A 21,621-nucleotide genomic window follows, 5' to 3' on the forward strand; every position below is an offset into this window, starting at 1 on the left:
GAGCGCCCTGGACCGCCCGCTCCGCCCGCCTCGTCCGCTCCGGCCGCCTCGTTCGCTCCGGCCGCTCCGCCCGCTCGGCTCAGTAGCGCTCGCCGGTCGGCGTCGGCAGCGTGTCCAGCTCGGCCAGGTCGGCCGCCGAGAGCACGACCTCGGCCGCGCCCGCGTTGTCCACCAGGTAGCGCGGCGTCTTGGTGCCCGGGATCGGGAAGACGTACCGGCCCTGCGCCAGCACCCAGGCCAGCGCCACCTGGGCGGGCGTCGCACCGACCCGCTCGGCGACCTCCTTGACCTTCCCCACCAACGCCAGGTTCGCCTTCAGCGCGTCCTGCTGGAAACGCGGCAGCCGGCGGCGGAAGTCGTCCGCGGGCAGTTCCTCGAAGGAGGAGATGCTGCCGGTCAGGAAGCCCCGGCCGAGCGGCGAGAACGGCAGGAAGGCGATGCCCTGCTCCTCGGTGTACGGCAGCACCTCGGCCAGCACGTCCCGGGTCCAGAGCGAGAGTTCGGACTGCACGGACGCCACCGGGTGCACCGACTGGGCCCGCTTGATCTCCTCGACGGTCACCTCGGAGAGCCCGATCCGGCGGGCCTTGCCGGCCGCGACGGTCTCGGCGAGGGCGCCCCAGGTCTCCTCGATCGGGACGGCCGGGTCGACCCGGTGCAGCTGGTAGAGGTCGACGTGGTCGGTGCCGAGGCGGCGCAGGCTCTCGTCGATCGAGCGGCGCACGTGCTCGGGGCTGCCGTCGCGGGCCCCCGACTGGCCGACCTCGCCCGGGACGATGCCGACCTTGGTGGCGAGGAACGCGCGCTCCCGGTACGGGCCGGCCAGGGCGGCGCCGACCACCTCCTCGTTGGTGTACGGGCCGTACATGTCGGCGGTGTCGATCAGGGTGACGCCGAGGTCCAGCGCCTGCCGGATCACCCGGACGGAGTTCTCGTCGTCCCGGCTCTGGACGTCGTAGGCCCAGGTCATCCCCATGCAGCCGAGGCCGAGGACGCCGATCTCCGGGCCGTTGGTGCCGAACGTGGCCTTGCGCATGACGGTGCTCCGATCGTGGTGTGCGGGTCTGCGGTGGTGGTGCGGTGGATCAACGCGTCCAGCTTTCACCTTGGAGTGCACTCAAGGTCAAGCCCGTACCGACCACTGGGGTCAGGCCCGTACCGGCACCGGAGGTCAGGCCCGCCCGGGCTCCGACCGGATCCAGTCGCCGAACCCGCCGCCGAGCACCAGCTCCGCCAGCCGTCCGTACCCGCCCGCGCCCGGGTGCGCGCCGTCCGCGGCACCGGCCTCCGCCACCCAGACCGGATCCTCGGCCAGCGCCCGGGTGACGTCGATGAACGGCACGCCGGCCCCGGCGCAGAGCGCGGCCAGCGCGGGGGCGAGCCTCAGTAGCCGTGCCAGGTGCTCCGCTCCCCCGCAGACCACCGGCGGCGGGCCGACCACCAGGACGCCGATCCCGCGCTCGCGGGCACCGTCCAGCAGGGCGGCGAGGTTGGCCAGGGTGCGGTCGGGCGCGACGCGCGGCGCGCTGCCCCGGGGCGGCCGGTCGTCCGGCTGGACGGCACCCTGCGTCGGCGCGGTGCCCTGCGTCGGCGCGGTGCCCGGGGCCGGCTCGGCGGACCACGCCATCGCCTCGTCCTGCGCCATCGCGTCGTTGGCGCCGACGGAGACCACCAGCCGGTTGTCGGCCCCGGGCCGGGTGCGGGCCTCGACCTCGGCCCAGCAGCGGTTCAGGACGTCCGCCGAGCTGTTGCGCCGGACGCCGAGATTGAACGCGGTGGCGTCCGGTGCGGCGGTCTGGAGGACGCGGCCGACCCAGCCGCGGAACTCCGGGTCGCCGAGGCCCTGGACGAAGGAGTCGCCGATGAAGCAGATCCGCGGGCCACCAAAGGGGTCGTTGATCATATGAGTCGCCATCGGCTCACCCTAGGGTGGGATGCGCCCGAGGCACCCATGGAGCGCGTACGTCGGTTCTCACCACCGTGCCCGGTGGCCCGGCTGTCAGACCTGTGCGTTCCCACCACGGCCCGGCGCCGGGCGGGCACAGGCGACCACCCGTCAAACCGGCGCGCAAGAGCCCGTCGGCGGGCTCTCCGCACCACCGGGCGCCACCTCTCCGGCCTTGGCAGGCTTCACCGCGGCGGCGGACGCTCTGTGCGCAGCCGATCATCGGCTCATCCATCCGGTAGACCAGTTGGGGAGAAACCCATGTCGTTCTCGCGTGCCCGCCTCGCCACCGTCGCCCTGCTCGTGGCCGGTGCCACCGCGGTGGCCGTCCCGGCGCAGGCCGCCGGCGGCCACCGCGCCCTCAGCCGCTTCGACGACGGAAGCTTCGAGTCGCCCAAGGTCCCGGCGAACAGCTTCACCGAGTTGACCGCCGGTCAGAGCATCGGCCCGTGGAGGGTCACCAGCGGCAGCGTCGACCTGATCGGCGCCGGCTTCTGGCAGGCCGCCGAGGGCGACCAGTCGGTGGACCTCAACGGCTCCAACACCGGCGCCGTCGCCCAGACCTTCACCACCGTCCCGGGCGCCACGTACTCCGTGACGTACGCGCTGGCCGGCAACCCCTCAGCCGCGCCGGCCGTGAAGACCGGCCGGGTGCTCGTCGACGGCCAGGACTTCCAGGACTTCTCCTTCGACATCACCGGCAAGACACTGGCCGCCATGGGTTACGTGGGCCGCCAGTTGAGCTTCGTCGCGCAGAGCGCCTCCACCACGCTGACCTTCGCCAGCACCACCACCGGCGCGGCCGGCCCGGTCGTGGACGACGTCCAGGTCAAGGAGTGCAAGCCGTGTTGCGGGTGATCAGTTGATCTGCTGATCCGGTGAATGCCGGGCCCGGTGGGCCGGCGGCCCAGGCCGCCGGCCCACCGGCGTTCCTCCCGCCGTCCCGCACGGCCGGGATTTCGGCGGAGCTCCGGCCGGGGGTCCGGCGGAGCTCCGGCCGGGCGCTCGGCGCGGCGCCTTAAACCGTTCCTAAAACCTTCCCACGGTGGGCATTCGATGCCCCGGAAGTGCTTGACGTGCACAGCTGGTCTAGTCCAGTTTGATGCTCAGCACCGCGCTCCGCCCCCGCACCGGACCAGCCCCCAAGCTGCCGCCCGCCCCGCGTCTCCCCCTCTCGCGGCGCGGGCGGCCCCACGTCCCGAGAGGCACCCCCATGCCCAGCGCGCCCCAGCCCGCCCCCACACACCGCCGCCCCGCCGGCCGCACCAAGCTGCTGAGCCTCGCCGCCGCCACCGCACTCGCCGCCGGCGGCCTCGCCGCGCTCGCCGGGAACGCCGGCGCCGCCGACGGCAACCTGCTCGCCAACCCCGGCCTGGAAAGCGGCACGCTCAGCCCCTGGAGCTGTTCCGCCGGAACCGGCAGCGTCGTCAACTCCGGCGCGCACAGCGGCAGCTACGCGCTCAAGGGGTCGGTGAGCGCGAGCGACACCGCGCAGTGCGGCCAGACCGTCAGCGTCCAGCCCAACACCACGTACAACCTCAGCGCCTGGGTGCAGGGCCAGTACGTCTACCTCGGCGCCACCGGCAGCGGCGTCACCGACCCGGCCACCTGGACCCCGGGCGGCGCCAACTGGCAACAGCTGTCCACCAGTTTCACCACCGGACCGGCCACCACCAGCGTCACCGTCTACCTGCACGGCTGGTACGGGCAGGGCGCCTACCTCGCCGACGACATCACGCTCACCGGCCCCGGCGGCGGCCCCAGCACCCCGCCGCCCACCTCGGGCACGCCGACCGGCACGCCCACCGGCGGCCCGACCACCCCGCCGCCGAACGTCGCCGTCCCCGTCGCGCCGTACATCGACATGGGCGCCTGGCCCACCCCGTCCATGCCCGACATGGCCAAGTCCGGCAACCTCAAGGCCTACACCATGGGCTTCGTCACCGGCGTCGGCTGCAAGGCCAGCTGGTTCAACGCCTATGACCCGCGCACCGGCTGGGCCAAGGACCAGATCGACGCGCTGCGCGCGGCCGGCGGCGACGTCAAGCTCTCCTTCGGCGGCGCCAGCGGCACCGAACTCGCCGCCGCCTGCACCACCGTGGACGCGCTGTTCGCCGAGTACGACGCCGTGGTCAACGCCTACAACCTGCGCTACGTCGACTTCGACATCGAGGGCGCGGCCATCGCCGACACCGCCTCCAACGACCGCCGCTCCGCCGCGCTCGCCAAGCTCCAGCAGGCCCACCCCGGCCTCAAGGTGTCGTTCACGCTGCCCGTCCTACCCGAGGGCCTGACCGCCGACGGCGTCGCCATCGTCAAGTCCGCCCGCGACGCCGGGGTGAACGTCGACCTGGTGAACATCATGGCGATGGACTACTACCGGGCCGGCACCGACTACGGCAACGCCGCCGTGCAGGCCGCCCAGGCCCTGTTCGGCCAGCTCAAGGCGCTCTACCCGGCAAAGACCGACGCCCAGCTGTGGGCCATGGTCGGCGTCACCCCGATGCTCGGCGAGAACGACGACCACCAGATCTACAACCAGGCCGCCGCCCAGCAGCTGGTGACCTTCGCCAAGCAGAACCACCTCGGCCTGCTCGCCTTCTGGGACGCCACCCGCGACGCCAACGCCTGCACCGGCGGTTCGCTCTCCAAGTGCACCAACATCCCGCAGCAGCCGTACGAGTTCGCGAAGATCTTCGCCCAGTACGCGGGCTGACCCGCGTCAGCGGTCGGGGTGCCGGTGGGCCGGGGGGCCGCTGGCACCCCGGCGTCCAGGCGTCCAGGCGTCCAGGCGTCCAGGCACGCCAGCGTCCAGGCGTGCCGGCGGCCGCCGTAAATTGGCATCTCATCGTCCCGGACCGTCCACTACAGTCCCTCCCACCTGCACGGCACGAGGGGGCGGACATGACCGGCACGACGGTCCGGGACGACGAGAACCAGCGCATCACCATCACGGCGGCCACCGAGGCCGCCGGCGCCGCCGGACTCAGCCCCGAGGAACTCGCCGCGTTCAGCCGCACCCTCGGCCGCCTGCGCGCCCTCCCCGCGCACGACCGCACCCGCCTGCACGCCGAGCGGCAGCTCAGCTCCTTCGTCATGGAGAGCCGCAAGCGCCGCCGCCAGGAAGCCAAGCAGGCCGTCCGGCAGGCCGACGACGAGCTCCTCGCCACCACCGCCACCGGCGCCCGCAACCGCCGCGAGGACACCCCGCTCGCCCCCGCCGGCCGACCCGTCGGCGAGCTGCGGACACCGCGCAAGTGCTACGTCTGCAAGCAGCCCTACCGCCAGGTCGACGGCTTCTACCACATGCTCTGCCCCGGCTGCGCCGCCGACAACACCACCCGCCGCGCCCTCAGCACCGACCTGCGCGGCCGCCGCGCCCTGCTCACCGGCGGGCGGGTGAAGATCGGCTTCCAACTCGCCCTGATGATGCTCCGCGACGGCGCCGACCTCACCGTCACCAGCCGCTTCCCGCACGACACCGTCCGCCGCTTCCGCGCCGCCGCCGGCAGCGCACAGTGGTGGGACCGCCTCACCGTCGTCGGCATCGACCTCCGCGACCCGCGCCAAGTCCTCGACCTCACCGAGCAGTTGCGTGCCGACGGCCGCCCACTCGACATCCTCGTCAACAACGCCGCCCAGACCCTGCGCCGCCCGCCCGAGTCCTACGCCCGGCTGGCCGCCGGCGAGCGCACCGCCCTGCCCGCCCCCGACCGCCGGGCCGTCACCCACGCCCCCGGCTTCCGGCCCCTGGCCGAGCCTGCCCGACTTCCGTCCGGCGCCGCGCCCTTGCTCGACCTCCCGGCCTTCCCCGGCCTCCCCGGCCTTTCCGACGTCCCGGACGAGGCCGGGCTGCTGCCCGACCTCTCCCCCGCCAACTCCTGGTCCGTCCGCCTCGGCGCCCTGGACCCGGCGGAGGTGCTGGAGACCCAACTCGTCAACGCCCTCGCCCCCGCCCTCCTCTGCGACCGCCTCCTCCCCCTGCTCCTCGCCTCCTCCCGCCCCGCGCGCTACATCGTCAACGTGACGGCCGTGGAGGGCCGTTTCGCCGTCCGGAACAAGACCGCGCGCCACCCGCACACCAACATGGCCAAGGCCGCCCTCAACATGCTCACCCGCACCAGCGCCGCCGAACTCGCCCCCCAGGGCGTCCACATGTGCGCCGTCGACACCGGCTGGATCACCGACGAGAACCCGGCCCCCAAGAAGACCCACCTCGCCGCCCAGGGTTTCCGCACCCCGCTCGACATCGTGGACGGGGCGGCGCGGGTCTACGACCCCATCGTCCGGGGCGAGGCGGGCCACCCGGTGTCGGGGGTGTTCCTCAAGGACTACCGCGAGGCCGAGTGGTGAGCGGGGCGGCCCGGCTGGCTCAGGTGTCGTAGCAGCCGTCCCACGGGGCGTGGAAGCCGAGGCCGTCGGGGTAGAGCTCGGCCCAGACACCGTCCCCGTCCCCGTCCTCATCTTCGTCCTCGTCGTCCTCCTCGATGACCAGGCCGAACAACGCCCCGTCGACCCGTACGGCGAACGGCGCGATGGCGATGTCCCCGTACGCGCGAGCTGTGACAACGTGACCGGTCCGGAGCCGCCCCCGGACCGGCCACGCTCGACTCCGCTACCTCAACTCCGCCTGGTTCAACGCCCGGTGGGGAGGTTGGCCCCGCCCGTGCAGTCGAACACCACGCCCGTCACGAAGGTGTTGGCGGCGAGCAGGTGGATCACCCGCGCGACGTCCTCGGCCCGGCCGACCCGGCCGACCGGGGTGGTGGCGGCGAGGCCCTCGAACAGCGCCGTCCGCTGCTCCACCGGGACGCGGTCCCACCACGGGGTGTCGATGACGCCGGGCGAGACGGCGTTGATCCGCAGCGGGGCGAGTTCGACGGCCAGCGGCGGGACCATCGCCTCCAGCGCACCGTTGATGGCGGCCAGTCCGGCGGTGCCGGGGATGGCGGCGCGGGCGGAGGCGGCGGTGATCAGCGTGACGGATCCGTCCGACCGCAGGTGCGGCAGGGCCGCCTGCAGGACGCGGACCTGCGGCCAGAACTTGGCGTCGAACCCGGTCGCGAGGTCGGCCAGGTCGAGCTGGGCGAACGGGCCGCTGCCGGCCGCGCCGCTGACGGCGACGACCAGGTGGTCGACGGTGCCGGCCTGAGCGAAGAAGGCGGCGACGGCCTCGGGGTCGGCGGCGTCCAACCGGTAGCCGCTGGTCCTGCCGCCGATCCGGGCGACGGCGGCGTCCAGCCGGTCCCGGTCGCGGCCGGTGACCACGACCTCGGCGCCGTCCGCGGCGAAGGCGGCGGCCGCGGCCTCGCCGATGCCCGAGCTGCCGCCCATCACGACGACGTGCCGACCGGTGAAGAGGTTTGACGTAGTGCTCATGGTGGCGCGTCCTTCATATTGTCGAGACCGCTAGTTCCGGTAATGATGTTTATCGAGACTGCTAGTCTTGTCAAGTGGGGACAGCGAAAGCGCAGACGAAGGGAACGTCATGACGGCGAACGACCACCCCCAGAGCTCTCCGGACAGCCCGACCCGCCCGCACACCGGACGCCGCCGCAACGAGGCCGCCCACCAGGCGATCCTCGACGCCGCCCTGCACCTGCTCGCCGAGTCGGACGGCACGCCCGTCACCATCGACGCCATCGCCCGCACCGCCGGCGTCGGCAAGCAGACCGTCTACCGCTGGTGGCCCTCCAAGGGCGCCGTCCTGCTCGACGCCCTCACCGACCGCGCCGACCAGGACGTCCCCGGCCCCGACACCGGCGCCCTGCGCATCGACCTGCGCGCCTTCATCACCACCACCTTCGACGGCGCCCAACGCGGCGCCACCGCCCCGGCCCTGCGCACCCTCGTCCGCGAAGCCGCCCGCGACCCCCACCTCGCCGACCTCATGCAGACCTTCACCGCCGCCCGCCGCACCACCCTGCGCGACCTCCTCACCCGCGGCCGCGAACGCGGCGAACTCGCCGAGGACACCGACCTCGACCTGATCGTGGACCAGATCTACGGCGTCTTCTGGTACCGCTTCCTCCTCGGCCACGCCCCCCTGGACGCCACCGTGGCCGACCGACTCACCGAATCCCTGGTCGCCGGGAACGACTGACGCCGTGACCGGCGACGTTCGCCGGGTGGCGCAACGACGACCCGGCGAACGTGCGCGGCCACGGCTCCGGCCACAGCCATCCACTCTCCGGCCGGGCCTGGCGGGAACGTATATCGCGATATAGCGTTAGTTCCCATCCGCGCCGCTGACCCCATCGCGCGAAGACCTTCGTCAAGCTCAGGACGGGAAGTATGTCGCGAGAGCTCTCGCCCGCCGGAAAGCGCACTGGCCGCAGCTCGCAGCCCGAGCTGCGGGCCTCTCATGCGGACCGGGATCGGGTGGCCGACCTGCTGTGTGTCGCGGCGGGCGACGGCCGACTGACCGCGGACGAACTGGACCAGCGCCTGGAGGCCGCCCTGTCGGCGCGGACGGTCCGCGAGCTGACCGAACTCACCGCCGACCTGCCGCCCGCGTCGGCCTTGGCCGGTGGGGTCGTGGCGGAGGCCAAGGACGTCCTGCGGATCGACCGCAAGTTCAGTGCGGTCGAGCGGGTGGGGCACTGGGTGGTGCCGCGACGGCTGGAGCTCTCCGTGGAGTGGTGCGAGGTGACACTCGATTTCACGCAGGCGGTGATCACACACGACACCTTGCAGATCGACCTGGACATGCGCGGCAAGAACCTGACGCTGATCGTCAAACCGGGCATCGTGGTCGATCCCGACGCCCTGAATCTGGAGTTCAGCAAGGTCAAGAACCACCAGGCCCCGACCCCCGGTACGCCGATCGCACTGCGAGTGGAACTGCTCGGCAAGAAGAGCTTCGGTCGCGTCGTCGTGCGGAAGCCGCGGAGGACGGCCGGCCAGTGGCTGCTGAGGAAGCGCACGGCCCTGCCCGCCGGCGACTGACCTGCCCTGTCCAACCGCATCCGGCAGGCGAACGGGCGCGGCGGCGGGCTTGCCCGATCCAGGCCGTCCGCCGGAAGGAGCCGTGCGAAGGCGGGGCGGCGGGCCTCGTCCTTGTCGCGCCGGCGCGAAGTACCGCTCGCCCGTCACCGTCTCCCGGCCCGGCGCGGAGCCGCCCCGCGCCGGGCGTCACCCCGGGGCTTGGCCGGCGTCCTCCCCGCGGCGTCGGACCAGCGGGAGGTAGACCTCGTCGACGATCTCGACGAGGACGTCGTCGGGCGCGCTCGGCACGCCGCGCACCACGAACTCGTTGCGCAGCAGCACCACCGCCACCGTCGCGACCCTCGGGTGGAGCACCTCGGGGGCGGCCTCCCCCCGGGCGACCGCGCGGCCCAGAACGGTGAGCCAGGGCGCGGCCGCGGCATCGCCGGACTGGTCCTGGAGCTGTGCCAGGAACTCCGTCGCGCCGCCGGCCGCGACCAGGAGGTCACGCAGGATCGCGCCGAGCGGGGAGCTCCAGTGCCGGTTCGCCTGACGCAGCAACTCCAGGGCGTCGCCGCGTAGTTCGCCGGTGTCGGGGAGCGGGACGGCGGTGGCCAGCTGCTTGTAGGCGGCGATGCCGAGGGCCAGGCGGTTCGGCCAGCGGCGGTAGATCGCGTTCTTGTTGGTGCCGGCGCGGGCGGCGACCTTGTCCATGGTCAGCCCGGCGAATCCGGACTCGGTGAGCTCCGCCACCGCCGCCTGCAGGATCGCCTCCTCCAGTGCCGCCCCGCGTCGCCGTGTCTGCCCGGCCATGGACCTCGTCCCGTCCCGTCCCGCCCATCGATACCGCCCGTACCCTCCCATCCTTCTTGCCATCCGCGATCCACGGCAACTAGGGTACTTTTCGTACCGTATTCGCCAGCCCCACAGGAAGGCAGGAGACCGTGCGCACCAAAGGCATCAGTTACGACACCGGATTCGTGAGGAACGGGTCGTACTCTCGTACGCGGTTTGACCCGAAGGAGGTCGAACGCGAACTGCGCATCATCCGCGACGACCTGCACTGCAACGCGGTCCGCATCATGGGCGGCGATCCCGACCGGATCGAGCGCGCCGCCGGATCCGCCGCCGACCTCGGCCTGGAGGTCTGGTTCTCCCCCTACCCGCTGGAGCTCGCCGCCGAGGAGATGCTGGCGCTGTTCGCCGACTGCGCAGAGCGGGCGGAACGGCTGCGGCGGCGCGGGGCCGAGGTGGTGTTCGTCGCGGGGGCCGAACTCAGCCTGATGAACCCGGGGTTCCTGCCCGGCGACAGCACGGAGGAACGCGTCGCCCTGCTCGGCCGGCCCGAGCTCGTGCGCGAACACGTCGGCGCGGTCAGCGGCCGGGTCAACGAGTTCCTCGGCAAGGCTGTGGCAACCGTCCGCGAACACTTCGGCGGGCGCGTCACCTACGCCGCCGTGCCGCTGGAGCGCGTCGACTGGGCGCCGTTCGACCTCGTCTCCCTCGACCTCTACCGCTCCGCCGAGATCGCCGACCGCTTCGCCGACGGCGTCCGCGACCTGACCGCGCAGGGAAAGCCGGTCGCCATCACCGAGTTCGGCTCCGCCGGCTACCGCGGCGCGGGCGACCGGGGCGCGCTCGGCCTGGACATCGTCGAATACGCCCCCGAGGGCCCCGTCCGCCTGAACGGCAACTACGAGCGCGACGAGGCCGGCCAGGCCGACTACCTGCGCGAGCTCCTGGAGGCCTTCGACGCCGGCGGCATCGACGCCACCTTCGTCTTCACCTTCGCCCTCCACGACCACGTGCACCGCCCCGACGGCGACCCCCGCGACGACCTCGACCTCGCCAGCTACGGCATCGTCAAGGTCTACGAGGACCGCCGCCCCGGATCGGTCTACCCTGACCTCCCCTGGGACCCCAAGCAGGCCTTCACCACCCTCGCCGACTACCACCACAACCACTGACCCGCCCGCGCGGCCCGCGCCTCGGGCAAAAATATGCAGACCGATCTACTGATTCTTCCGAGTTCGCGCCGGCTGCTGCCCCCTCGTGCGCCCGTGCGCAGGAAGTCGGCCGGCCCGACTTCCTGCGCAGGATACGACGCCGGGCGCCCGGGGTACGCGGACGCGCTGGTCGCGGAAGTACCGGCGTACGCGGGACCGGGCGACGGCGCGGCTCTGGAGATCGGCGCGGGGACCTCGCACCGGGGGAGCCCTGCGCGAACTGTCAGGACCGGCAAGGATGTCCGGTGCGTAGGATCTTCTACCCGCTGAACCGCCCCACCGGCCGTACCTCGCCGATCGGAGAGGAACGGGCCGACTACTGGCCACCGCCTCACCCGTTCACCCGCCGCCGGACCGGCCGAAAGCCGGTCCGGCGGCGTTCCCCTGAAGCTCGCCCTAGGTGCTGTTCGGGGTTCGGATCTAGGTGAAGACAAGCGTTCCCGTTCGGCTGGTTTGACCACCTGTTAGCGTGCGCGGATGGAAGATCTGGGAACCGTCGCTTGGCCGCCTGAGCCGATCAGGACCGAGAGGCTCGTGCTCCGTGAGCCCGAGCCCCGGGACCGTGCGGCGTTCATCGAGCTGCTCGCCTCGCCAGAGGTGCACACCTACCTCGGCGGCCCCCGGCCGCGTGACGAGCTTGAGCGCGAGATGTCCGGGGTGCCCGAGCGTTGGCCCGGGAGCTTCGTCGTTGATCTCGACGGATCGATGATCGGCCAGATCCTGCTCAGGAGAGCAACGGGGCACCGTCGCCCGGCTGTCGCGGGGAAGGTCGATCTCGGCTACCTGTTCCTGCCGCGGGCGTGGGGATTCGGGTATGCCGCCGAGGCGTGTGCGGCGGCACTCGGCTGGTTTGCCGGCGCGCTTCCCGGCGAGCCGGTGGCGCTCGCCACCCAGACCGCCAACGTCGGCTCGATGCGCCTCGCGGCGAAGCTGGGGTTCACCGAGGTGGAGCGGTTCGAGGCCTGGGGCGCCGAGCAGTGGCTCGGCATGTGGTCTCCGGTCACGCCGGCCAGTTGAGTTCGCGACGGAACCGCACTCGCCTACACGCGCGAGCGGTCTGCAATCGCGACTTGTCCGCCCGCGCGGCAGGCTGACTACCAAGACCCACGTCGCGGTTGAGCGCCGCTGTCGTCCGCTGTGCTTCATCCTCACTCCCGGACAGGCGGCCGACAGCCCGCGCTTCGTCCCGGTCGTCGAGCTCAGCAAGGTCCGCGGGGCGGCCGGCCGGCTACCGCACCGACGCCCGGGTGGCCCGAGTGGCCCGGGTGGCCCGCTGGGCGAGGACGCGTTCCCGGCGCTCGGCGGTCTGCCGCAGGACGTCCTTGCGGTCCCGGCCGGACAGCCGGTCGAGGTACAGCCGGCCGCCCAGGTGGTCGGTCTCGTGCTGGAGGCAGCGGGCGAAGTACCCGGCCCCCTCGATGGTGACGGCGGTGCCGTGCTGGTCGAAGCCGTGCACCACCGTCCGGTCCGGGCGGGCCAGTTCGGTGCTGGCGCCGGGCACGGAGAGGCAGCCCTCGGTGTCCTCGATCAGCCGGCGGCCGGGCTTTCGCGGCTCGACGACCGGGTTGAGCACGTGACCGACGTGCCGGACGCCCCGGTCGTCGCGGCAGTCGTAGACGAAGAGGCTCAGGTCCACGTCCACCTGGTTGGCCGCGAGCCCGCAGCCGTCGGCGACGTGCATGGTGGCGACCATGTCCTCGATGAGGCGGGCCAGTTGCCCGCTGCCGAAGTCCGCCTCGGTCGCCGGGCGGCAGGTGCGGCGGAGGATCTCCTCCCCCACCTCGGTGATCCGCAGGATGGTCGGGCGTTCACGCGGCTCGGACATCGGCGCTCCCTCGTCGACTGGATGACGTCCTGTCATCTCCTTGTCATCGACTTTGCAAAGTAGCAGACTTTGCAAAGTGACCGAAGACCTCACCGAACCCGCCACCGGCGCCCTCCCCCGGCACCCGGTGCGCACCGCCCTCCTCGGTCTCCTCGCCGAGACCGCCGCGCTCACCTCCACCGAGGCCGCCGCCCGGCTCGGCTACAGCTCGGGCCTGTGCTCCTTCCACCTCCGGCAGCTGGCCCGCCACGGCCTGATCGAGGAGGCCCCGGCCACCGACGCCCGCGCCCGCCCCTGGCGGCTGCCGCAGGCGCCGCAGCAGTCGCAGCAGTCGCAGCTGCCCCACCAGGCCACCGGGGAGGACGAGTTCGGCGAACTCGCACGCGGCCTGGAGGACGAGAGCTATCAGCGCTGGCTCGCCCACCGCGACCAGGCCCCGGCGGACTGGCGACAGGACGAGGCGTTCAGCACCGTCCTCTACCTGACGCCCGCCGAACTGGCCGCCGTCGGCGAGGCCGTCCGCCAGGTGCTCGCCCGCTACCGCGACCGCGAGACCGACCCGGCCCACCGCCCCGCCGACGCGCGCCCGGTCGCCGCCGTGGCCCGCCTCTTCCCGCTCCTCCCGGACGAGCGGTAGCAGGCGGCGCCCGTCGGCCGATGGGGCCGGCGGGAGTCGACAGGAGCCGGTGGGAGCCGACTCGCACGGCCGGCGGCAGACGGCCGGCACCCCGATCCACCAGGGGGTGGGCCCCCGCACCGGGTGCCGGGAATAACCGCTGGCGCCCCGGGCCCTCGACCGGCAGGCTGGCCCGCATGCACGTCACAGGCCCGCTCTGCACCCGCCGGTCCCTCGCCGCCGAGCTGCGCGCCGCCGGGGTCGAGCCCGGCGGCACGCTGCTCGTGCACTCCTCGCTCAGCTCCCTCGGCTGGGTCTCCGGCGGGGCGGTCGCCGTCGTCCAGGCCCTGCTGGACGTCCTCGGGCCGACCGGGACCCTCGCCGTACCGACGCACACCGGGGACAACTCCGACCCCGCCGAGTGGAGCAACCCGCCGGTGCCGCCCGAGTGGTGGCCCGACATCCGGGCGTCCTGGCCCGGGTTCGACCCCCGGGTGAGCCCCTCGCTCGGGATGGGCGCCGTCCCCGAGACCGCCCGAACCTGGCCCGGCGCCCTGCGCAGCACGCACCCCCAGACGTCCTTCGCCGCGCTCGGCCCGGGCGCCGTCGAGATCACCGACGGGCACGCCCTGGACTGCCGGCTGGGCGAGGCCAGCCCGCTCGCCCGGCTGGAGGACCGCGACGCCCACGTCCTGCTGCTGGGCGTCGACTTCGGCTCCTGCACCTGCTTCCACCTGGCCGAGTACCGGGTGCCGGGCCCGAGCGAGGAGTGCGCGTTCGCCGCCGTGACGCCCGAAGGCCGGCAACGGCTCACGGTCGAGGACCGGACCATCGACGCGGGCGACTTCACCGAGCTCGGCGCCGCGTTCGAGGCCGAGCGGCCGGAGGCCGTCCGGCACGGCACGGTCGGCGCCGCCGCCACCCGGCTCTTTCGCCTCCGGGACGCCGTCGCGTACGCGCAGCGCTGGCTGCCCGAGCACCGGCCCCAAGGGCTGCCCCGTACGTGACGGCGCATGCGCTGCCTGCCTGACCGCCTGACTGCCTGACTGCCTGCCTGCCTGACCGACACCGAGGGTGCCGACGACGGAGGCACGACGCTGGCGGGGTGATGGAGGACGGCGCCACCCGTTCGGAACGCGAGGTTCTGCTGGGCGTCATGAGCGATTGAGGGCCACCCCCAACCCGCTGCCGGCCACGGGGCGGTGGGTCTCGACGCCTCCAGGTCCACTCCCCGACGCCCCACTCAAACTGACTGACCGTCAACTACCTTCGCACTTCCCGCACCTCATTCCCGGCACGGGCCCGACGGAAGGGGCGTTGAACTCATGGCCCACCTCGCGCTACCGTCGCCGCACTCTGCCGAGCACGCTCCCTTGAACGAAGAGCCGCAGAACGGGAGCAGGGCCGCGCACGACACGTGAGCCCGTGGAGGGGCGGCGCTCGTATTCGGCCTGTCCTCCGGAGGAGGATCCCCCATGCAACCCGTCAAGATCGGCCTCGGCCTCCCCGTCCACGACCCCGCCCTGCTGTTCGACTGGGCCCGACGGGCCGACGCCGGCCCGTTCAGCACGCTCGGCCTGCTGGACCGGCTGGTGTTCGACAGCCCCGAGCCCCTGGTGGCCCTGGCCGCCCTGGCCGGCGCCACGTCCCGCATCCGTCTGCAGACCGAGGTGCTGATCGCGCCGCACCACGGCACCGCGCTGCTCGCCAAGCAGACCGCCACCCTGGACCGGCTCTCCGGCGGGCGGTTCACGCTCGGCATCGGCGTCGGCGGCCGGGAGGACGACTGCCTGGCCGCCGGCATCGACCCGCGCCGCCGGGGCCGGCGCCTCGACGAGCAGCTGCCGGTGCTGCGCCGCCTGTGGGCCGGCGAGCCGTACGGCGAGGGGGTCGGCCCGATCGGGCCCGCGCCGGTGACGCCCGGCGGACCTGAGGTGCTGTTCGGCGGCTTCGCCCCGGCCGCGCTGGACCGGGTCGGCCGGTTCGGGGACGGCTTCCTCGGCGCGTCGCTGCCGCCGGAGTCGATGGCCGGGCTGTTCCAGGACGTCGAGAAGTCCTGGCAGCGGCACGGCCGCGACGGCAGGCCCCGGCTGGTGGCCCAGGTGAACGCCGCGCTCGGCTCGGAGCAGACGGTCGAGGAGGCCCGGCGCAACATCCACGCGTACTCCTCGTTCAGCGAGTTCGCCGACCAGACGACGGACCGCCTGCTCACCACACCGCAGGCGGTCCGGGCCGCCGTGGCCGGCTACACGGCCATCGGCGCGGACGAGGTGATGCTGTACTGCTGGTCCCCCGAGGTCGACCAGGTGGACCGCTTCGCCGAGGCGCTGTTCCGGTAACGGACGGCAGCCCGCAGCCGGCGGGGACGTCAGTGCGGGATGCCCGCGATCAGGTCCTGCGCGCCCTGCCGCTTGAGCGCCAGGGCCGTGGAGGTGCCGAGGTCCTCGGGGTCGAGGGCGCCGGCCCACTCGTGGGCGTCCAGCACCTGCTTGCCGTCCGGGCTGAAGACCCGGCCGCGCATCGAGAGCCGGCCGTCCGCTTCGGCCTTGGCGTAGCCGGCGATCGGGCTGTTGCAGTGGCCCTGCAGGACGTGCAGGAACATCCGCTCGGCCGCCGCCTCGCGCCAGGTGTCGCGGTGGCCGAGCCCGGCGACGGCGTCGATGGTGACGACGTCGTCCTCGCGGCACTGCAGGACGAGGATGCCGGCCCCGATCGGCGGGCACATCGTCTCGACGTCCAGGATCTCGGTGATCCGCGCCTGCTCGCCGATCCGCTCCAGCCCGGACACGGCGAGCAGCAGCGCGTCGACGTCCCCGGCCGCCAGCTTGGCCAGCCGGCTGTTGGCGTTGCCGCGGATCGGCAGGCACACCAGGTGCGGGTGGGAGGCGGCGAGTTGGGCGACGCGGCGGACGGAGGAGGTGCCGATCCGGGTGCCGGGCGGCAGTTCGGCCAGGGGCAGGCCGCCGGGGTGGACGAGGGCGTCGCGGATGTCGTCGCGGCGCAGGTAGGCGGCGAAGACGGTGCCGGCGGGCAGCGGGCGGTCGGCGGGCACGTCCTTGAGGCAGTGCACGGCGACGTCGGCCTCCCCGGCGAGCAGCGCGGCGTCGACCTCCTTGGTGAACGCACCCTTGCCGCCGAGCCGGGCGAGGTCGCCCGTCCAGCGGTCGCCCGAGGTGGTGACCGGCACCACCTCGGTGCGCAGCCCCGGGTGCAGGGCGGCGAGTTCGGCGCGGACGCGCTCCACCTGGGCGAGCGCCATGGGTGAGGAGCGGGAGACGATGCGGATCAGCTCAGCGGTGGCCATGGCGCGATGATAGGCGCTCGAACACCATTCCTTGACGTGGTGTCAGCCATGCGGCGGACGGCCGGGCGGCTTCTCCGCCCGGCCGTCCGTGTGCCACCCGCGCTCACTCGTTGTGCAGCACCTCGGCGATCGGCAGCCGGGCCGCCGAGCGGGCCGGGACGAGGGCGCCGAGGACGGCGATCACGACGCCCGCCAGCGCGAGGCCGGTCAGCAGCGGGGCGCCCCAGACGTCCTTCGTCGCCTCCGGGAAGTGGATGATCCGGACGTTCTCGACGATCAGCCGGTGCGCCATCATCCCGACCGGGATGCCGATGATCCCGCTGACCACGCCCTGCCAGGCCACCGAGGTGACCGTCATCGCGACGACCTGCCGGGGCGTCATCCCGATCGACTTCAGCATGCCGAGGTCCCGGCGACGCTCGCGGATGGTGAGCAGCAGGGTGTTGAAGACGCCGAGCGCGGCGACCACCGACAGCAGGACGCTGAAGGTCGTGCTGAAGGTCTTGATCGCGACGACGGGCCCTGCCGAACTCGCCGTGACGATCGAGGGCGAGAGGCTCGGGTCGGCGGCCGTGACCGCCTTCTGGTACGCCTGCGCGTCGGTGCCGTCGGCGAGCCGCACGTCGTACTCGACCACGTGCGGGTCGGGGGTGAGCAGGGCCCTGGTGGCGTCGTTGGAGGAGATCGAGTTGGCGTTGCCCTGGACCTCCTCGCCGACGACGGTGACGGTGGTCTGCCGGCCGTCCAGGACCAGGGTGATCCGGTCACCGAGCTTGACCCCGTGCTGGTCGAGGAAAGCCGGCCCGGCCTCGACCTCGTTCAGTCCGGTTGCCGGGCGGCCCTCCACCACGTCGAGCCGCCGGTGGTCGACCATGGCGTCGCCGCCGTAGAAGTTGGCGAAGACGGGCTGGGGCTGTCCCACGATGCCGATCCGGACCAGCCCGCGGACGGAGACCCGCTCGGCGCCGGGGGTGGCGTGCAGCATCGCCTCGGTCTGCTCCGGGGTCAGCCGGGGCGCGATCTTGTTGTCCGAGAAGACACTGGTCTGCACGTCGATGTGGGTCCTGCCGTCGGGCGCGGGCATGGTCTTGGCCAGGGTGCTGCTCACCCCGGTGGTCACGGTCACGGTGACCACCCCGAGCACGATCGCCGCCATGGTCAGCGCGGTGCGGGCCGGGCGGGCGAAGGGCTGGCCGAGACCGAGGCTGACGGCGCGCGGCAGCCGGGTGCCGCTCAGCCAGCGCTGGACCTTCAGTCCGCGTCCGGTGCGCGGCGCGCTGCCGGCCGAGATGGCCTGGGCGGCGGAGAGCCGGTGGGCCCGCGAGGCGGGGACGAGCGCGGCGAGGGCGACCAGCAGCGGGACGCTGAGCAGGGTGGCGGCGGGCAGCCAGCCGGCCGGCTCGATCACGGCGGCGCCGGTCGAGATCCCGGAGAACGCGGTCTCGAGGATCGGGTACGCCGCCGCCCAGCCGGCCGCCGTCCCGAGGACGGTGCCGACGACCGCGGGCACCGAGACCATGGTCAGGTAGACCATGACCACCTGGCGCGGGGTGAAGCCGATCGACTTCAGCACGCCGATGTGCCGGTAGCCGGAGACCACCGCGCCGCTCACCACGTTGCCGACGATCAGCGCGGCGACGATGAGGCCGAGCACGCCGAAGACCGTCATCAGCGGCAGGTAGGCGTCGGCGCCCGCCGAGAAGGCCTGCTTGAGCACCAGGTACGACTGCGAGCTGGCGACGGCGTCCTTGGGCAGGCCCTCGGTGGCGGTGCCGAGCGAGGCGGTGAGCTGCTGCTCGGTGGCCGCGTCGGTGAAGCGGTAGAGCATCTGCCGGGCGGTGGGGTGCAGGGCGGCCGCCTGCGCGGGGGTGACCCAACCGCCGGAGGACTGGCTCATGTCGGTCGCGAAGCCGACGACCGTGAGCTTCAGCCCCGTGCTGGTGATGAGCTGATAGCCGAGGTTCCACGCCCCGGCGCCCCCGCCCGGGTTGTTGACGACCACCTCGCCGGGCGCGGTGGCCCAGCGGCCGGCCAGCAGTCGCACCCGGTCCACCGGACCGCCCTGGTCGGCCCGGCCGACCAGGGTCAGCGGTCCGGGCGGGCGGCCGACCCAGTCGGTGGGGATCTCCACCACGGCCTGGTCGAACGGTCCGGCGGCCGCCTCGACGCCCGGCCGATGGGCGGTGGCGGCCAGTTGCTCCGCCGAGGCCTTGGCCGGGTCGAAGGCGGCGGCGACGTGCGCGCCGCGCTCGGCGTCGAAGGCGTCGTCGAAGGGGGCCCGGGCGGCGCTGATCACCGCGAGGGCGAGCAGCACCGTCGCGGTGGAGCAGAAGACGACCAGGCCGATCACGATGGTCTGCACCCGGCGGCGCTTCACGGCCGCCCGGGAGGCCCGCCACACGGCGCCGGTCACGACTGCGCCTCCAGCATCCGCTCGCGCGCCACCCGGCCGTCCGCGACCTCGACCAGCCGGCTGGCGCAGCGGGTGGCCAGGTTGGGGTCGTGGGTGACGATCAGCAGGGTCTGCCCGATCTGGTTGAGGTCGATCAGCAGGTCCATCACCTGCTCCCCCGAGCGGCTGTCCAGCGCGCCGGTCGGCTCGTCCGCGAGCAGCAGCGCCGGGCGGTTCATCAGGGCCCGGGCCACCGCGACGCGCTGGCGCTCGCCGCCGCTGAGCGAGGCCGGGTAGACGTCCTTGCGGTGCGCGACGCCGAGTTCGTCCAGCAGCTCAAGTGCCCGGCGGCGCGCCTGGCGGGCGGTGGTGCCGGTCAGCTGGGCGGCCAGGGCGACGTTGTCGAGGGCCGGGAGGTCGTCGATCAGGTTGAAGAACTGGAAGATCATGCCGACGTGGCGGCGGCGGAACAGGGCCAGCCCGGTCTCGTTCAGCTGCCCGAGGTCCTGGCCCTGCACCCGGACGGTGCCGGAGGTGGGGCGGTCCAGCCCGGCCACCATGTTCAGCAGGGTGGACTTGCCGCAGCCCGAGGGGCCCATCACGGCGACCGCCTCGCCCGCCCTGATCCGCAGGTCGAGTCCGTCGAGCGCCTTGGCGTCGCCGAACTCCTTGTGCACCCCGGACAGCTCGACGACGACCTGCGCGTCGTCCGGCCGGGTGGTCCCGTCGTGGTCGTTGCTCATGGTGGACGACGGTAGGCGCGGCCGCCCGGGCCGGGCGTCCCACCCCGGGTGTAACCGCAGGTGGCCGTAGTCCCCGGGATGTACCCGGGCGGCACCCCCGGATGATGTGGATCACTCGCTGAGCTGGGAAGCTGTCGGCGTGTGGGGAACGGGGTTGGAGTGGGCCACCGTCGCGGTGGCGGGTACGGCGGGCACGGCGGCCGGCTGGCTGGGCATCGCGCTCGCCCGGGCGCGCCGGCAGCACCGGGCGGCCATCGGCGAGCGCGGCTGGCTGCTGGAACGGGAGCGGGAGAGCGCCGCCCGTACCGCCGTGGACGCCGAACGGGCGCGCATCGCGGCCGAGTTGCACGACATCGTCAGCCACAACGTGAGCCTGATGGTGGTCCAGGCCGGGGCCGCGCGCGAGGTGCTCGCCACCATGCCCGAGGAGGCGACGGCGGCGATGAGCGCCGTCGAGGCCGCCGGGCGCGACACGATGACCGAGCTGCGGCACCTGCTCGGGCTGCTCGCCCCCGCCGCGGACGGCCGCGAGGAGCCGGCGACGGACGGCTTCGCGCCGCAGCCCAGCCTGAGCCGGCTCAGCCCGCTGATCGACCGGTTCGCCTTCGCCGGACTGCCGGTGGAGGTGCGGATCTCGGGCGAGCCGAGACCGCTGCCCGGCGGCGTCGACGTGACGGCGTACCGGATCGTCCAGGAGGCGCTGACCAACGCGCTCAAGCACGGGGACGGGGTGACGGCCGAGGTGACGGTGCGGTACGCGGACCACTACCTGCGGGTGGAGGTGCTGAACAGCGGGCCGAGCGTGCTGGCCGGCGCCCCGGCCGCGCCCGACCGCAAGCCCGACGGCGCCGGGCGCGGGCTGCTCGGCCTGCGCGAGCGGGTCGCCGTGTACGGCGGCGACCTCGACGCCCGGCGCCGCCTCGGCGGCGGCTACCGGGTCCGCGCCCGCATCCCGCTGGACCGGCCGTGACGGAGGAGACCGTGGAAGACACGACGAGGGAACCCGACGAGCGGCGCCGCCCGAGGGTGGTGATCGCCGACGACCAGGAACTGGTCCGCACCGGGTTCCGGATGATCCTCACCGCGCGCGGCATCGACGTGGTCGCCGAGGCCGCCGACGGTGCCGAGGCGGTGGCCGCGGCGGTCACGCACCGGCCCGACGTCGCGCTGCTGGACATCCGGATGCCCGGCATGGACGGCCTGGAGGCCGCCCGCCGGATCCTCGCCCGGGTGCCCGGCTGCCGGGTGATCATGCTGACCACCTTCGACCTCGACCACTACGTCTACGCCGCGCTCGCCGCCGGGGCCAGCGGCTTCCTGCTCAAGGACGTCACCTCCGCCCACCTCGCCGCCGCCGTCCGCCTGGTCGACACCGGGGACGCCCTGCTCGCCCCCTCGATCACCCGGCGCCTGGTCGAGCGCTTCGCCGCCGGCGCCCCGCGTCCCGCCCCCGGCGCCGACGGCCCGGCGCTGCACCGCGACCTCGCCCCGCTCACGCCGCGCGAGGCGGAGGTGCTGGCGCTGCTCGGACGCGGGCTGTCCAACGCCGAGTTGGCGGCCGAACTGACCCTCAGCGAGTCGACGGTGAAGACGCACGTCGCCCGGATCTTCGCCAAGCTCGACCTGCGCGACCGGGCGCAGGCGGTCGTCCTCGCGTACGAGACCGGGTTGGTCGCGCCCGGGGGCCGGCAGCCGTGACGCAACCCCACAGTCGTTCCCTGAGCCCTGAATCAACTCCCTTGATTCGCACGACAATCATCTATCTAACTCGTTAGAGCTAACTCCCCATCCGATTCACATTTTTGCCAGTCCATGGGGGAACATCTTTATGTCCGAGCCCGAACGAAAGAAACCATTCGGGCG

Annotated in this window: 20 protein-coding genes and 1 pseudogene; 12 read left to right on the forward strand and 9 right to left on the reverse strand. The window is 73.4% G+C overall.

The window, feature by feature from the left end; genetic code table 11:
- Positions 1-79: 79 nt before the first annotated feature.
- Positions 80-1,036, reverse strand: coding sequence for an aldo/keto reductase (locus P3T27_RS03390; RefSeq protein ID WP_280674203.1), 957 nt, complete (start codon positions 1,034-1,036; stop codon positions 80-82).
- Between the two features lie 135 nt (positions 1,037-1,171).
- On the reverse strand, positions 1,172-1,915 hold the full coding sequence (locus tag P3T27_RS03395) for a GDSL-type esterase/lipase family protein (protein ID WP_280674204.1): 744 nt from the start codon (positions 1,913-1,915) through the stop codon (positions 1,172-1,174).
- Between the two features lie 291 nt (positions 1,916-2,206).
- On the opposite strand from P3T27_RS03395, the gene P3T27_RS03400 reads away from it, so the two are divergent.
- The 3 genes from P3T27_RS03400 (at position 2,207) to P3T27_RS03410 (ending at position 6,298) form a co-directional block, all read left to right on the forward strand.
- Positions 2,207-2,803 carry a choice-of-anchor C family protein gene (locus P3T27_RS03400; RefSeq protein ID WP_280674205.1) on the forward strand — a complete coding sequence of 199 codons (597 nt, stop codon included), beginning with the start codon at positions 2,207-2,209 and terminating at the stop codon, positions 2,801-2,803.
- A gap of 355 nt (positions 2,804-3,158) precedes the next feature.
- The gene (locus tag P3T27_RS03405) at positions 3,159-4,661 is read left to right on the forward strand and encodes a carbohydrate binding domain-containing protein (RefSeq protein ID WP_280674206.1); all 1,503 of its coding nucleotides are present in this window, start codon (positions 3,159-3,161) and stop codon (positions 4,659-4,661) included.
- Positions 4,662-4,849: 188 nt separating this feature from the next.
- Positions 4,850-6,298 carry an SDR family NAD(P)-dependent oxidoreductase gene (locus tag P3T27_RS03410; RefSeq protein WP_280674207.1) on the forward strand — a complete coding sequence of 483 codons (1,449 nt, stop codon included), beginning with the start codon at positions 4,850-4,852 and terminating at the stop codon, positions 6,296-6,298.
- Positions 6,299-6,317: 19 nt separating this feature from the next.
- On the opposite strand, the pseudogene P3T27_RS03415 reads toward P3T27_RS03410, so the two are convergent.
- Together P3T27_RS03415 and P3T27_RS03420 are read right to left on the reverse strand one after the other, a co-directional pair.
- Positions 6,318-6,503, reverse strand: a pseudogene (locus tag P3T27_RS03415) (hypothetical protein); the annotation flags it as partial.
- Positions 6,504-6,580: 77 nt separating this feature from the next.
- Positions 6,581-7,324 (reverse strand): SDR family oxidoreductase, encoded by a 744-nt coding sequence (locus P3T27_RS03420; protein ID WP_280674208.1) that lies wholly within the window; start codon positions 7,322-7,324, stop codon positions 6,581-6,583.
- A gap of 109 nt (positions 7,325-7,433) precedes the next feature.
- Here P3T27_RS03420 and P3T27_RS03425 point away from each other — a divergent pair, with 109 nt between their 5' ends.
- Together P3T27_RS03425 and P3T27_RS03430 are read left to right on the forward strand one after the other, a co-directional pair.
- Positions 7,434-8,048: a TetR/AcrR family transcriptional regulator gene (locus tag P3T27_RS03425; RefSeq protein WP_280674209.1), complete on the forward strand. Its 615-nt coding sequence runs from the start codon at positions 7,434-7,436 to the stop codon at positions 8,046-8,048.
- Positions 8,049-8,239: 191 nt separating this feature from the next.
- Positions 8,240-8,893 carry a DUF1707 domain-containing protein gene (locus tag P3T27_RS03430; RefSeq protein ID WP_280674210.1) on the forward strand — a complete coding sequence of 218 codons (654 nt, stop codon included), beginning with the start codon at positions 8,240-8,242 and terminating at the stop codon, positions 8,891-8,893.
- A gap of 186 nt (positions 8,894-9,079) precedes the next feature.
- Here the strand turns inward: P3T27_RS03430 and P3T27_RS03435 are convergent, their stop codons facing one another.
- Entirely contained in the window at positions 9,080-9,685 is a 606-nt protein-coding gene (locus P3T27_RS03435) for a TetR/AcrR family transcriptional regulator (RefSeq protein WP_280674211.1), read from the reverse strand.
- A gap of 131 nt (positions 9,686-9,816) precedes the next feature.
- On the opposite strand from P3T27_RS03435, the gene P3T27_RS03440 reads away from it, so the two are divergent.
- Together P3T27_RS03440 and P3T27_RS03445 are read left to right on the forward strand one after the other, a co-directional pair.
- Positions 9,817-10,839 carry a hypothetical protein gene (locus P3T27_RS03440; RefSeq protein ID WP_280674212.1) on the forward strand — a complete coding sequence of 341 codons (1,023 nt, stop codon included), beginning with the start codon at positions 9,817-9,819 and terminating at the stop codon, positions 10,837-10,839.
- A gap of 516 nt (positions 10,840-11,355) precedes the next feature.
- The gene (locus tag P3T27_RS03445; protein WP_280674213.1) at positions 11,356-11,895 is read left to right on the forward strand and encodes a GNAT family N-acetyltransferase; all 540 of its coding nucleotides are present in this window, start codon (positions 11,356-11,358) and stop codon (positions 11,893-11,895) included.
- 211 nt (positions 11,896-12,106) lie between these two features.
- Here P3T27_RS03445 and def read toward each other — a convergent pair whose 3' ends face one another.
- Positions 12,107-12,703 (reverse strand): peptide deformylase, encoded by a 597-nt coding sequence (def, locus tag P3T27_RS03450; RefSeq protein WP_280674214.1) that lies wholly within the window; start codon positions 12,701-12,703, stop codon positions 12,107-12,109.
- A gap of 76 nt (positions 12,704-12,779) precedes the next feature.
- Here def and P3T27_RS03455 point away from each other — a divergent pair, with 76 nt between their 5' ends.
- The 3 genes from P3T27_RS03455 (at position 12,780) to P3T27_RS03465 (ending at position 15,658) form a co-directional block, all read left to right on the forward strand.
- Entirely contained in the window at positions 12,780-13,340 is a 561-nt protein-coding gene (locus P3T27_RS03455; RefSeq protein WP_280674215.1) for a helix-turn-helix domain-containing protein, read from the forward strand.
- Between the two features lie 176 nt (positions 13,341-13,516).
- Positions 13,517-14,326 (forward strand): AAC(3) family N-acetyltransferase, encoded by an 810-nt coding sequence (locus tag P3T27_RS03460; protein WP_280674216.1) that lies wholly within the window; start codon positions 13,517-13,519, stop codon positions 14,324-14,326.
- Positions 14,327-14,794: 468 nt separating this feature from the next.
- Positions 14,795-15,658: an LLM class flavin-dependent oxidoreductase gene (locus P3T27_RS03465; RefSeq protein WP_280674217.1), complete on the forward strand. Its 864-nt coding sequence runs from the start codon at positions 14,795-14,797 to the stop codon at positions 15,656-15,658.
- A 29-nt stretch (positions 15,659-15,687) separates the two neighbouring features.
- Here P3T27_RS03465 and hemC read toward each other — a convergent pair whose 3' ends face one another.
- The 3 genes from hemC to P3T27_RS03480 form a co-directional block, all read right to left on the reverse strand.
- Positions 15,688-16,623: a hydroxymethylbilane synthase gene (gene hemC / locus P3T27_RS03470; RefSeq protein ID WP_280674218.1), complete on the reverse strand. Its 936-nt coding sequence runs from the start codon at positions 16,621-16,623 to the stop codon at positions 15,688-15,690.
- Positions 16,624-16,726: 103 nt separating this feature from the next.
- On the reverse strand, positions 16,727-19,036 hold the full coding sequence (locus tag P3T27_RS03475) for an ABC transporter permease (RefSeq protein WP_280674219.1): 2,310 nt from the start codon (positions 19,034-19,036) through the stop codon (positions 16,727-16,729).
- Positions 19,033-19,758, reverse strand: a complete 726-nt coding sequence (locus P3T27_RS03480) for an ABC transporter ATP-binding protein (protein WP_280674220.1) — start codon at positions 19,756-19,758, stop codon at positions 19,033-19,035. The genes P3T27_RS03475 and P3T27_RS03480 overlap by 4 nt, the downstream gene beginning before the upstream one ends.
- A 154-nt stretch (positions 19,759-19,912) precedes the next feature.
- Between P3T27_RS03480 and P3T27_RS03485 the strand changes: the two genes are divergently transcribed.
- Positions 19,913-20,728, forward strand: a complete 816-nt coding sequence (locus P3T27_RS03485; protein WP_280674221.1) for a histidine kinase — start codon at positions 19,913-19,915, stop codon at positions 20,726-20,728.
- Between the two features lie 11 nt (positions 20,729-20,739).
- On the forward strand, positions 20,740-21,456 hold the full coding sequence (locus P3T27_RS03490) for a response regulator transcription factor (protein ID WP_280674222.1): 717 nt from the start codon (positions 20,740-20,742) through the stop codon (positions 21,454-21,456).
- The last annotated feature ends 165 nt before the right edge of the window (positions 21,457-21,621 follow it).

The sequence above is a fragment of the Kitasatospora sp. MAA19 genome (genome assembly GCF_029894125.1).
GTDB lineage: Bacteria > Actinomycetota > Actinomycetes > Streptomycetales > Streptomycetaceae > Kitasatospora.